The 13,005-nt window shown below is 57.7% G+C and carries 11 protein-coding genes; 6 read left to right on the top strand and 5 right to left on the bottom strand.

Annotated features, from left to right (window positions below):
- Positions 1-58 precede the first annotated feature (58 nt).
- The 6 genes from IPI80_RS11040 to IPI80_RS11015 all read left to right on the top strand — a co-directional run bounded on the left by IPI80_RS11040 (position 59) and on the right by IPI80_RS11015 (position 8,564).
- Entirely contained in the window at positions 59-1,291 is a 1,233-nt protein-coding gene (locus IPI80_RS11040; protein ID WP_413860004.1) for a hypothetical protein, read from the top strand.
- 587 nt (positions 1,292-1,878) lie between these two features.
- Positions 1,879-3,486 carry a hypothetical protein gene (locus IPI80_RS11035; protein ID WP_413860002.1) on the top strand — a complete coding sequence of 536 codons (1,608 nt, stop codon included), beginning with the start codon at positions 1,879-1,881 and terminating at the stop codon, positions 3,484-3,486.
- A 94-nt stretch (positions 3,487-3,580) separates the two neighbouring features.
- On the top strand, positions 3,581-4,372 hold the full coding sequence (locus tag IPI80_RS11030) for a substrate-binding periplasmic protein (RefSeq protein WP_413860000.1): 792 nt from the start codon (positions 3,581-3,583) through the stop codon (positions 4,370-4,372).
- Positions 4,373-4,540: 168 nt separating this feature from the next.
- Complete coding sequence (locus IPI80_RS11025) at positions 4,541-6,412, top strand: protein kinase domain-containing protein (RefSeq protein ID WP_413859998.1); 1,872 nt, start codon at positions 4,541-4,543, stop codon at positions 6,410-6,412.
- 86 nt (positions 6,413-6,498) lie between these two features.
- Positions 6,499-7,605: a TolB family protein gene (locus IPI80_RS11020; RefSeq protein WP_413859996.1), complete on the top strand. Its 1,107-nt coding sequence runs from the start codon at positions 6,499-6,501 to the stop codon at positions 7,603-7,605.
- Positions 7,602-8,564, top strand: coding sequence for a S9 family peptidase (locus IPI80_RS11015; RefSeq protein WP_413859994.1), 963 nt, complete (start codon positions 7,602-7,604; stop codon positions 8,562-8,564). The genes IPI80_RS11020 and IPI80_RS11015 overlap by 4 nt, the downstream gene beginning before the upstream one ends.
- Positions 8,565-8,638: 74 nt before the next feature.
- On the opposite strand, the gene IPI80_RS11010 is transcribed toward IPI80_RS11015, so the two are convergent.
- From IPI80_RS11010 to IPI80_RS10990, 5 genes are all read right to left on the bottom strand, one after another.
- On the bottom strand, positions 8,639-9,037 hold the full coding sequence (locus IPI80_RS11010) for a universal stress protein (protein WP_413859992.1): 399 nt from the start codon (positions 9,035-9,037) through the stop codon (positions 8,639-8,641).
- A gap of 95 nt (positions 9,038-9,132) precedes the next feature.
- Positions 9,133-9,420, bottom strand: coding sequence for a DUF1330 domain-containing protein (locus tag IPI80_RS11005; protein ID WP_413859990.1), 288 nt, complete (start codon positions 9,418-9,420; stop codon positions 9,133-9,135).
- A 56-nt stretch (positions 9,421-9,476) separates the two neighbouring features.
- Entirely contained in the window at positions 9,477-10,175 is a 699-nt protein-coding gene (locus tag IPI80_RS11000; protein ID WP_413859988.1) for an ABC transporter ATP-binding protein, read from the bottom strand.
- Positions 10,172-12,010: an ABC transporter permease subunit gene (locus IPI80_RS10995; RefSeq protein ID WP_413859986.1), complete on the bottom strand. Its 1,839-nt coding sequence runs from the start codon at positions 12,008-12,010 to the stop codon at positions 10,172-10,174. Before IPI80_RS10995 ends, IPI80_RS11000 begins: the two co-directional genes overlap by 4 nt.
- Positions 12,011-12,025: 15 nt before the next feature.
- On the bottom strand, positions 12,026-12,901 hold the full coding sequence (locus IPI80_RS10990; RefSeq protein ID WP_413859984.1) for a branched-chain amino acid ABC transporter permease: 876 nt from the start codon (positions 12,899-12,901) through the stop codon (positions 12,026-12,028).
- Between the last annotated feature and the right edge of the window lie 104 nt (positions 12,902-13,005).

The following is a 13,005-nucleotide window of genomic DNA, read 5'->3' as shown; positions in this document are numbered from 1 at the left end:
CTAGCGAAGCGGTTTTAAAAAGCCTATATTGGTGCTGCAATTTGCGGGGAGCGCGCTGATGACCATTCTTCCTGAAAATGGAATTCACGTCGAGGCTGAGGAGCCAGATGTTGAGCACACACGCGTCAGGGCCGGCTTGTTTTGCTTAGGCTTTTCTGCTGCGATTGTGGGGGTGGGGTTCGTCTGGCTCGGGCACGATGGCATGCTGGAACCGCGTTCGCCCAATTTTTTCCCGCTTCCGCATTTTTTTGCGGTAGCGTCCGCTTTCCTGGGCCTGTTCTTCCTGACCCGCGGCTACATCCACGGGCGCAGGTTCGAGTTGTTCGGTGTGTCGAGCATCGACGGCAATGTTCCGAGGTTGGGCGAAACCTTCGAGGGGATGTTGCGCGTCACCCACATCGCCGCGTTTGAAGCGCCAATTGCGATGCGAATTAGCTGTGCCTGGCGCCATACCTCCGTTGGCAGCACAAACCAAAGCAGCAAAAACGAGACAGACACTCTCTGGGAGACGTCGATTGATCTTGGCAGAATCAATGCGTCCGGGGAGCTTGCCTTTCGCTTTGACATCCCGGCCGATGGTGTGCCGTCTGGCCGCAGACCCACACCGGAAACCGGCGTTAACACGAACCCCGGCTACATCGTATGGACGCTGAGCGCCACTTCGCCGCGACGCGGCATGAACTACCTTGCCGAGTTCGAAGTTCGTGTGTTGCCCAAAGCACACCGGCCCGCCAGCGTCGGGGAGTTACCACGAGAGACTGACCCTGCGTTGCTTTTGGCGACCCAGGTCGCCAGCGCCGTGTTTGGTGGAACAATCCCGACTGCAGCGGAACTCGCCGATGAGGCTGAGGCTCAAGCGCGGCCTGAACCGTCCAAACCCTTCGCATCGAGTCCTCAACCGAAACCGGGTGCAGCGGATATCGCCAGGAAAGTGAGCCTTGTCATCGCACTGGTCTTGTGTTTTTTCGCTGCCGCCTCCCTCGTCAATCAGGTTACCTTTGGGAGTCAGGGCAGTGAATTGCACGCGAGCGTCACCGGGGTTGCACACCACGAAGTAACGCTCGATTTTGGTGCACAGGACCCTGCGCACACGATCTATGTGTCGAGCTTTCACACCTGGACGCGGGGTCAGACGGTTACGGCGCTTTGTGAGCCGGGCGAGAATGAGCGGCCGCGCTGCCGCATGACTACCGGGTTCGACCGTTGGCTTAACGCAATCGGAATCTTGGGAGCCGCACTCCTCGCACTGGTGTTTTGGCGCACGCTTGCAGCGCGTCGAAAAATGCCATGAACTGCAAGCGGCCGCTTGAGGCGGTCCGCAGACTGGAAGTGGCGCAGAAGCGGCTTGGATGCCGCAGCGCGGCATGCCGGAGGTTTGGCGGCCTTCTTGGCTGGGCGGGCGGCGGCGGTTTTTGAGGATGTGACCATAGGTCGTGATAGGCCTCGCACCTCGAACTCGCGCCGGATACACGGTTGCGCGGCTTCAATGGCGGTGTTGGCGACAGATCCGGAGGCGCGCAGGAGGGAAGGTCAGACGTCGGCCATAAGCGGACTGCCGTGACAGCAGTCGATAAGACAGCATTGGGCTGGTTCCAGGCATTCAGCCTTGACGCCAAAATCTTCGCGAGTTGCCAATAACCGGTCGCTCTGGCCTGCCTGACTTAAACCAATCGGGTTCCACGAATCCCGGGGCGATTCAATGCGCAGACTTCTGACGCTTATTTATTCGCCACAGCCCCAGGTGCACCGTTGCCAGTTGCACAAAGAGTCTGTGTTACGCTAAATCGCTATTCTTAGGAGGCTTTTGCTTGCTCACAGGCTTTCGTGGGTAAGCCCTTGCGGGGGAGGATTCTGCTTCAACTCAGGAGGATAAAGATCATGGTACGTGGAAGGGTAGCGGGTCTGTCCCGGGTGGCTGGCATGTTGGTTTGGTCCGGGGCAGTGGCGCTCTCAGGTGGAGCTCAGGCACAGACGTCGGTTCAGGAGCAAATCGGCCGGATCGAGATACAAATTGCTGAACTGCAAGCACAGATCGACCGTCTCAAAAATCAGTCGATCGTGGAGGCCGCTCCTGCCGTTCCGGCCTTGACCAAGGCAGTTGTGCCCCCAGCCATCGCTGAGTTGTCAACTGGTGGAGGCGCTCAGGGCACGGAGCTACTTAAACCCGGACAAATTCGCGTTGGATCGTCGCTGGTCAGCTTGGGGGGCTTTGTGGATGCCAGCATGGTGTTCAGGCTTCACAACTTGATGGCAGACGTCGGTACCCCCTTCGCTTCTCTCCCGTTTCAGTCCCAGGGCGATGTTGGCCGCAATACGGAGTTACGTGGCTCCGCAAGAGCCAGCCGGCTGAGTTTGAGGATCGACGATGGCAATGGCCCAGACGGAGCCCGCCTGAGCGCCTACGGGGAAATCGACTTCCTGGGCGAGGTAGGCGATGGTGCCAACATGCGCCAAGTCAACGGTTATCAACCTCGATTGCGGCAAGCCTGGATGGCGGCGGATTCTGGCGGAGATAGCGGTTTCCTTCTACTAGCCGGCCAGGCCTACAGCCTGGTGACACCCGGTCGCGGCAAAGGGATGGCTGGCTTGCAGGAGGCTCTGCCTCCTGTGGTGGATGATCAGGCGGTGGTTGGCACCGACTTTGCCCGTCAGTGGCAAGTGCGCTTGGTCAAGGATTTAGGTCCGGTGTCTCTCGGAGTGTCGATCGAAAACCCGCAAACGCTTTGGGGAAATGCCATCATGCCCAATGGTTTCACCCGCTTTGTCGCGACGTCGGTTCCCCATTCCAGTCTCGGTACCACGCCGATTTCTCTCGACGCGGTGCCCGATGTTGCATTCAAGCTGACGTTGGATAAGTCTTTTGGGCAATTCGAGTTGTTTGGTTTGAGCCGGGTATTCCGACTGGACGATGGCCCCAATGGTGGAACTGTGTCCACTACCAGCCTGGCTGGCGGGGTAAACGCGCGGGTACCGGTAAGCACAAACTTGGACCTGAGTGGCAGCTTTAGTTATGGTACCGGGCTGGGACGCTACGGTGCAGCCCAATTACCCGACGCCACTAGCGACAGTGCCGGCAAGCCAGTGGCAATCAAGGCATTGCATGCGCAGGCCGGCTTGGTCTATCACCCTTCCTCTCGGTGGTCGGCTTACCTGTTTGGTGGTGTCGAAATGGCCAATGAGGCAGGGACAGACAACGTCGGTGGACAGATATTCGGCTACGGTAACCCCGTCCGAATGAACGATGGTTGCACCGGGTCTGTTACTGCGCTGGAGAGGGGCCTCGCCTTCTGTAACGGTGATACCCAGCGGGTACTCGAGATTGCTGCTGGCGGTTGGTGGACCCTCCACCAAGGGCTCCAAGGTCGTTTGCAGATTGGCTCGCAAGTGGGCTATGTGCGGCGAACCCTGTTTGCAGACCTCAATGGCCTGGCTCCCTCGGCAGACAACTGGTTGCTGTTCACCTCACTGCGCTACACCCCGTTTTGATGGGAGCATGCAAGCTGCAGCTGGCCATGACCTAGATACACTACTTATGGTTCAGTGCTCAACCCCTTCTCCAACGCACATTTCCGGGCAATTGATGAATTTTTTAAGGACGCCTCATTGTTGGGTCGCCGGCAAGCGCACCAGGTTTGCCGAAGTGGCGCGCAGTTCGCTGTCCTTGCTAGCCTTAATCCTGTCGTTGCCGGTCTTGGCGCAGCCTCAGCCGCCTGTTACGTTGCACTATATCCAGCGTCCGCCTTACATGACGCCCACCGCCGAGGGCTTGGCGGGCTTGACTGGTTTGCCGACCTACCTCGCGTTCAAGAATGCGCATGTGCCGTTTCACATAGAAGAAACGTCGTTTGCCCGGCAACTCCACATGCTGGAAACCAATTCGGGGCAAGATTGCATGATAGGTATGTTCAAAAAACCCGAACGAGAGTTGTTCGCCAAGTACACCAAGCCTGTCTATCAGGACCAACCGCAAATCCTGCTCACCACTTCGGCCAATGCGTCGAAGGTGTCGCGATTTGAATCGCTGTTGGATCTTTTTGGAGACAAGAGCCTGGTGCTACTGGTGAAGCTCGGCTATTCGTACAGCAACAGCCTGGATGCGCTCATCGAACGCTACCAACCCAAGCGAATCACAACGACCGACGAAAATTTGCTTATGGTCAAGGCGATCAAGATGAAAATGGCCGACTACATGTTCATGGCCCCCGAAGAAGCCGCAGTGGCAATTGGTGCTGCGGGATTCGATCGAGCAGACTTCAAACAAGTCAAGCTCAAGAGCATGCCTGATGGTGACTATCGTCACATCATGTGTAGCAAAAAAGTACCCGATGAGGTCATCAACAAACTTAACGCGGCGATCAAGTTCAGGAAGTGAGCCGTTGGTGAGTGCACCGGCGCCCAGATCGCGCCAATTGTCAGCAACTTGTTACTCTTGCACGACATTGTGAGGGCTCACAAGCGGGGTCTGCTGCCATAGAATCCCAAGACTCGATGGTCGCCCCATATGCGGGCGCACGCTAGGTGATATGCAGACAAAGGACACATGATTGAATTGCCCATTCGCGTTGCTGCACCCGACGTAACCCATGTGGATGCGTTGGCTTGTGGGACCCGGTTGGGCGAATTTGAAATCAGGGGCCTGATTGGGGTAGGCGGATTCGGCATGGTGTACCGCGCTTACGACCACTCACTGCAGCGCGAAGTGGCGATCAAGGAATACATGCCAGGGGCACTCACCGGTCGTTGTGACGATCATCTGAACATTGTCGTTCGCGCCTCCCGCGACGTAGAATCCTTTCAGACCGGATTGCAGTCCTTCATGGGTGAGGCCCGCATGCTGGCCATGTTCGAGCATCCGTCGCTGGTCCGGGTGTTCCGGTTTTGGGAGGCCAACGGTACCGCCTATATGGTGATGCCCCTGTACCGTGGCATGACGCTAAAACAGGCGCGACAGTGCATGCGCATCCCGCCTACTGAAGCGTGGCTGCGCAAGGTGATGTGGTCCATTTTGGGTGCGCTGAAGGTGCTGCACCGCGGCAAGGCCCTGCACCGTGATGTGTCGCCCGACAACATTTTTTTGCAGGACACGGGGCCACCGGTGTTGCTTGACCTGGGCGCAGCCCGCCTTGCCTTGGGCGACAACGCGAAGCCGCACACCGCAATTTTGAAGGTGAATTACGCGCCGATCGAGCAATATGCAGATTCACAGGATTTGCCACAAGGTCCATGGACAGACCTTTATGCGCTCGCCGCCGTTGTGCATGGCATGCTATGCAACGACGCCCCCTTGCCGGCCACGATCCGCGTGGTCAATGACCGGATGCCGGTCTTTGCCAGCGTGGTAAAAACTGTCACGGCTGAGTATGGGCAAAGTTATTCGGAGCAGTTTGTCAATGGCATTACCTGGGCGCTGCAGGTACAACCCCAGGACCGGCCTCAGTCGGTCCGTGATTTTGCACGGGGTCTGGGTTTAGCGACGCCTAACGGCATGTCCTCGTTTGACTGGCGTGCCGAGCTGGGGGCGGCGTGCCTGCCCGCCGGGGATGTAATGCAACTGACTGGCACACCGCCGACTGCGGACAAGACCCGTCCCAGCCGCAGCGATCCTGACTACGCGCCCACCCAATTCATTGGTGGTGACGATGATGATGCCGCCGCCATCATTGCAGACTGGGCGTCTGGTACTTCTACAACGGCTAAGGAAGACTCTGCCGCAGCACGAAAGTCGAAGCTTCGCCAATCGATGGGTGGCAAATATGTGGTAGCAGAGGGCACGACCGTCCCACGCAAAAGCACGCCGCGAGCTGCAAGCAAGCATATGGTGACCGCGCGCCAGTTTCCAAGGCTGGGCATCGGATTAATGGTTGCAACTGTGGTGCTATTGACCCTGGTCTCAGTGGCATGGGGTTGGCGCAATTCGATCACAAAAACCAAGACGACCCGTGACGTTGTGCAGACACAGCCACAAGCAGCAGGCGAACCGATGCCCAGTGCCAGCGCTGCACCGCCTATCCCTGACAACGCTTCCAGCGCTTCGATTACGCTCCCCCCACTTCCTGTTGCAGCGAGCAGCGCCCCTGAGATACCCTTGGATCCCGTTAAACCGGCCAAAATTGCAACGAACGCGCAGGGTCGGCGTGCACCGGTCCGTCCAACCAAAGCAGAGCCGCCGCGTGTGCCGGTGGTGACTGAAACAGCAAGCCCGCCCCCTGCCGTTGAGGCCTCTCCGTCAAAACCCGAGCCGAAGCCTGCGGCGCCGACGGTAACACCAGAAAAACTCTGCGCAGACAGCAATTTTTTGACCCGGCCCATGTGTATGTACCGTGCCTGCCAACGCCCAGACTTGGCAGCTACCGCAACCTGCCTTGAACTGGAACAGAGATTGAAGCGCGATACCAATACCGACAGGAACTAGACAACTTGCGGTAATTCACATGGCGCAGGTCCGGTAAGAAAAATGGATCCGTCGGACAATCAGGCCATTCACCTTGGAGGAAGTCCATGCCAGTTGCAAAGCGATCCATCACCATTGACGATTTGTGGGCACTCAAGCGGCTGGGTACCGGCAGCCTGTCGCCCGATGGTGCTTGGACCTGTGCCACGGTCACCAGCCACGACATGAAGAAGGACGAAGCCAGCACCCAGCTTTGGCTGCTATCCTCCAACGGCAAGACCCAGCGCCAGCTCACACGCGGCAAACGCGACAGCGATCCGCAATGGTCGCCAGACGGCAAATGGATTGCGTTTGTATCCAAAAGGGGTGAGGGCAAAGACGCGGATGAGGCGGGGCAGTTGTACGTCATTCCCGCCGATGGTGGCGAGGCCCGTCGCGTGTGCAACGTGGCTACTGGCGTGAGCGCGCTGCGCTGGTTTCCCGACAGCAAACGCGTGGCCTTTGTTTCCTGGGTTTGGCCCGAACTCAAGACCCCTGCCGAGCAGGAAAAGCGCACCAAGATGGAGAAGGATGACAAGGTTCGGGCGACAGTTGTAGAGCACAACCACTACCGCTACTGGGACCATTGGTTTGCCCGTGGACGCAAGCCCCATATTCACATCGTGGACATTGGCAGCGGAAAATTCGACAACCTGTTTGCGGGAACCGCCTTACACCTGCCGCCCCGCGAGCCCGACGCGTCGCTGTTTGACATCAGCCCGGATGGCAATGAACTGGCGTTTACCTTTGACTTCAACCCCGACCCGCGCGAATTTTCTTTCACCGATATCGTGGGCATGGACATCAAGACGCGCAAAACGCGCACATTGACTGCACGCAGCAGCACCCAGACCCGCTTTGCTTTTGAAGGCCCACGCTACTCACCCGATGGCCAATGGATTGCCTTGCTGGGCACCAACTTTACAGAACGCCACAACGAACAATGCCGCGCGTGGCGGGTACAGCGTAAGGGCCTGAAATTGCAGGAGTGGACAGGCCAGTGGGACCATGGTGTTAATGGGCCCCTGCACTGGACCGCCACCAGTGAAGCCGTGTTCTTCACGGCTGAGTCGGGCGTGGCCCAACCGATCTGGCAGCTTGCTTTGCCAGATGGACAGCCAAGAGAAGTGCTGCGCGGACCGGGGGAGGGGGAACGATTACCGACCTGCGTGTGAGTGGCGATGGCAGCACCCTGGTGTACGCCCGCTCGGCCCAATCGCACCCACCCACCTTGCTTGCCTGCAAGGTCGACGGCAGTGCCGAGCGCATCATTGAAACCTTCAACAAGCGCCTGCTTACCAGCCTGCAAATGGGTGAAGCACGGTCAGTTGCGGTGAAGGGCTTTGGCGGCCATACGGTGCAGATGTGGATCGTCTCGCCACCGGGCTACTCAGCCACCACCAAAAAGAAGTGGCCGCTGATGCAGGTCATTCACGGCGGCCCGCACACCTGCTGGAATGACACTTGGCACTGGCGCTGGAACATGCAAATGTTTGCTGCTGCCGGCTATGTGGTGGCCGCTGTCAATTACCACGGCTCCAGTGGTTTTGGGCAAAAGTTCCTGTCATCCATCAATGGTGACTGGGGCCGCCGCGAGCTGGCCGATGTGGAAGCTGGAACCGACTATATGTTGGCCACTGGCACCATAGACCCACACCGCATGGTGGCCACCGGCGGCAGCTATGGCGGCTACATGGTGGCCTACATGAACGGCCATGTTGCAGCCAAGCGCTACCAGGCGTATGTGTGTCACGCTGGATGCTATGACTGGGTCTCCATGATGGGGTCCGATGGCTATTTCTGGTTTGGCCACGAACTGGGCGCATTCCATTGGGATGACGAAGCCCGCGTGCTCAAACAGTCGCCCCATCACTACGCGCAAAATTTCGCCACCCCCACCCTGGTCGTCCACGGCGAGCAGGACTACCGAGTGCCGTACTACCAGGGTCTGGCCTACTACAACACGCTGCGTGCCCGCAACGTACCGTCACGGTTGGTATTTTTCCCCGATGAGAACCATTGGATTTTGAAACCCCAGAATTCGAGGTTGTGGTATCGGGAGTTCACCAACTGGTGTGACCGATTTACCAGCAATAGTGTCCGCATTCCAAAAGCGGCACGGTCATTGACTTAGGCGCAAACCAAGGGTTACTGGCTAATGACAGAAATGCTGGCCGGTCTGACACTTCCCAGCGCAATGGCAGTACCTTAGGCTCCGAACGCTTTCACGCACAGCACCGGGCATGCCACGGTCATGAGTATTTCCTGGGCCACGCTGCCCATAATCAGCTTACCCACCGCAGTGCGCTTGCGCAGGCCGATGACGAGCAGGGAGATGTCTTGCGCGTCAACCAGGTCGTTGATTTCTTCCACCGCATTTTTGCCGCGTACAAACTGTTTGAACTCGCCGTTAATGCCTTGCTTGGCAAGCAGCTCTTCAATCTGCTCGACCTCGTAGGCCAGCGTCAGCGAGGCGTCTTCTTGCTGGCCACCGGGGCTGGCATTTACGACCAGCAGTGGCTCATTGCGCTCTTTTGACATTTCGATGGCCTTATCGAGTGCAGCTTTGCCTTCGGGGCGTGAAACGTAGGCGACGAGGATGGTCATGTGCAGTGTCTCCTTGAGTGGTGTGGATTCGTGAATCTAAAGGGGCTTAATGGTAGCAGCAGTGCCTGCGGGTTTGCCTCACTGTAGGACCTTCTTCAGGTGGCATAAAAAAGCAGCGTCACGTCGGCGGCCTGAAGCCGGACGGGAATCAGTGCCTGGTAGGCGGCTGAAGAAAACCAGCCTTGCGCCGCCGCTATCGTGGGAAACCGAATGACAACGATGTCAGGGTGTGTGCATTCGTCTGCCATGCCAGTCGCCTGGGTGCCCCGAAACACGAGTTCGGCGCCCCATGGCACCAGGGTGTGCGGCACATGGTTTCGGTACTCGTCCCATTTCGCAGAATCCTTGACCAAGATTTGGCCGACTACGTAGGCTTCAGACATATGCAACTCAGGTGGGCAAAGACATTGAGCCGTTCCACTCGACTCCCTGGCAGCTTCTAGACGCCAAGATAGCGCTGGACAATTTCAGGCTTGCTCTTGAGTTCGGCCGCCGTCCCCTCATGGGCGATATGGCCGTTGCTCAGAATATAGACTCGGCTGGCCAAAGCCAGCGTAGCTGCTAGATTCTGCTCGATCAGGAAAATCGTCTGCCCAGCGGCAGCCAACTCCCGGCAAATGCGCATGAGGTCCTGCACAATAACCGGTGCCAGCCCTTCGAATGGCTCGTCAAGCAAGATGATCTTCGGGTCACGCACCAGTGCTCGGGCAATCGCCAACATTTGTTGTTCGCCGCCTGACAAGTCCGTGCCGCGGCTCAAGCAACGCTCTTTGAGGCGAGGAAACATTTCGTAAATGCGTTCGAGTGGCCATTTACTTTGCGCCGTCAATCCCGCAAGAATGATGTTCTCTTCTACCGTGAGGCTGCCGAAAATGCGCCTTTCTTCATGGACGAGCTGCATACCAAGCAGGGCAATGGAATGGGATTTTTTCCCGACCAGCTCCACACCATCCATCTTCACGCTTCCCGTGCGAGGCTTGACCACGCCCATCAAGCTTTTAAAGGTGGTGGATTTGCCCGCACCATTGCGGCCCAGCAAAGCCACAACCTCATTCTTTTCCACACGCAGCGAAACATCGAAAAGGATGTGGCTATCGCCGTAATAGCTGTTCAGACCGTTGACTTCCAGCAGGCTCATACCGTCTCCTCGTGAACACCGCCCAGATAGGCTTCCTGAACCAGGGGGTTGTTCTTGATTTCCTCAGGCGTGCCCTCGACGAGCAAACGCCCCTCTTGCAGCACGGTGACTTTGCCAGCCAGTTCAAACAGTGAATCCATGTCGTGGTCAATGATGATCAGTGTGCGGTCTTCAGCAATTGCCTTGAGGAGTGCCACGGTTTCGATCCGCTCCTGGGTGCTCATGCCGGCCAGGGGTTCGTCCAGCAGCAGCAGGCTGGGCGAGGTCGCCAGCGCCAGCCCAATCTCCAGGCGGCGCTTTTCGCCATACGAGAGCTCGGATACCGAGGCATCGAGACGTTCCGACAGGTGCACCAGCGCGGCCTTGCCCTCGACATAGTCATCGAGTTTGCGCACTTTGTGCAGGTTTTTGAACATATCCAGCCTGAACTTTCCACGTACCACGCCCAACACCGCGATTTCCAAGTTCTGGCGCACCGTCAGCTTCTCGAAGAGCTGATTGATCTGGTAACTCTTGGTCAAGCCCATCTGGCAGGCATCAATGACGCCCATTTTGGTGATGTCGCGACCGTCGAAGACGATCTTGCCGGCCGTCGGCTCTACCTCACAGGTCAGCATTTTGAAGAATGTGCTCTTTCCTGCTCCGTTGGGGCCGATGATGCCCCGTATCTCACCATGGTTGACGCTGAAGTCGATATCGCTATTCGCTGCCAGCCCACCATAGTGCTTGGTGAGGCCAGTGACTGAGAGCAGCACGCCCTCTTTGCTCTTGGTGGCCTTGTGTGCCAACCTTACACGATTGGCAGCAGTAAGTGGCTTGCGTGCGACTACAGGACCAACAGTTTGCGGCTGAGTCCCTTGCCTTCCTCGACGCATCGAGCGGTAGATGTCGGAAATTGCGCCAGCCAAGCCGTGCCGCAGAAAAACCACCAACAGCACGAACACAATGCCCAGAATGAGCCGCCAAGTCGCACCCAGGTTCAGCGTGGTTTGGAAGAAATCACTCAGGTAAAGCCACACCGCCGCGCCCAGTAGGGGGCCAAACAAAGTGCCCGCGCCGCCAATGGCCGTCTGCATGACGATCTCGCCCGACGTAGCAAACATAAAGGCGTCTGGCGGCATAAAACCTTGCATCAGTCCGAGCAATCCACCGGCAAAACCCGCGTACATGGCAGCCACCACAAACACTGCCAACTTGTAGCGCTGGATGTTGTGGCCCAAGGCCTGGGCACGCAACGGATTTTCCCGGATGGCGCGCAGCACCAGACCGAAGGGCGAGCGCACGAGACGCAGCGCAATCACCAGCCCAACGAAATACCAGAATGCCAGAAAGGCGTACATGCCCATGTTGCTGCTGAAGTCAATTGTGGTGAAACCTAGGTTCAGGGTCGGCGTAGGCACGCCAGGCAAACCATTTTCCCCACCAGTGAAGTCTGACAACGGGTTGAACTCGACAAAAAAGAAGACCTCGGCAATCGCCACAGTGATCATGGCGAAATAAATCCCGGTGCGCCGCAATGCAATCAGTCCGATGAAGAAACCGATCACACCCGCCGCAACTGTTCCAATCAGCAAAGCTGCAATGGTGCTTTGCATAGAGGTTTGTGTCAGCAGGTACGCGGCGAACATGCCACCACTGCCAAAGAAGGCCGACTGCCCAAACGACAGCAGGCCGGTGTAGCCAAAGAGCAGGTCAAAGCCAATGCCCACCAATCCCCACACAAGTATGCGGTTGATGGTGGTCGGCGTAAAACCCAAGTGTGGCAGCACGAAGGGTGCTGCAATGAGGCCCAGAATTGTCAGTGCCTCGACCAAGAAAGGAATTTGTCTGCGCATTACTGGAGATCCTGTTTATTCGCGACCTACGGAGCCAAGCAATCCGCGCGGACGGAACACCAGCACAAGCGTCATCACAACGAAGAGCATCACGTACGAGTAGGCGGGGTTGACCATCGACGTGAGGCTGATGAGTTCGCCAGCGATCAAGCCGCCAAGCACCGCTCCCGGAAACGACCCGACCCCACCAATGACCACCACCACGAAGGTTTGCACCAGAATGGCTTCCCCTACGTCCGGTGCGAGGGACACAACCGGCGCGTTGACGATGCCGGCAAAGCCCGCTGCCATGGCACCAATACCAAACACCACCATGAAAATTTTATGGACGTTGATGCCGAGCGAATCCACCATCACCGAATCCTCGATGCCGGCGCGAACGATCATGCCCAGACGGGTGCGGTACAGCACGAAGTAGAGCGCTAGCAGCGCCACGGTAATGATGCCCAGCAACGCCAGACGATAGGTCGGATAGACCATGAAACCCAAGTCCGTGATGCCGGCCAGCAGCGCCGGCGGTGGTACCGATTTGGAGAGACTACCAAAAACGAAGCGCACCAGCTCGACAAAAACGATGCCCAAGCCGAACGTGACAAGAAGCTGGTCTTCGTGTGGCCGTGTGTAGAAATGGCGAATGATCAACCGCTCCATCACAATGCCAACCAGCGCTACGAACAGCGAACCGGCGACCACGGCAACCAGAAACGAGCTGGTGTAGGTATAAGCCACCCAGCCCGCATACCCCCCCAGCATAAACATCGCGCCATGCGCAAGATTGAGCACGCCCAGCGTGCCATAAATGATCGTCAGACCGGAGGAGATCAGCGCCAGCAGCGCCCCCAACACCAGCCCGTTGAAACATTGCGAGATGAAATTTGCCCAATTAATCACGCTGACCTGCCCTCATTGCAAATGGATTCAAGGATTGAAACAACTACAGCCACCCACCGCCAACCCGAACAGGGGCCATGGCCATTGCCAAGCCACTGTTCAGA

It is taken from the genome of Candidatus Aalborgicola defluviihabitans (genome assembly GCF_016705985.1).
Lineage (GTDB): Bacteria > Pseudomonadota > Gammaproteobacteria > Burkholderiales > Burkholderiaceae_C > Allorhodoferax > Allorhodoferax defluviihabitans.
This window is presented reverse-complemented; position numbering and strand designations above follow the sequence as displayed.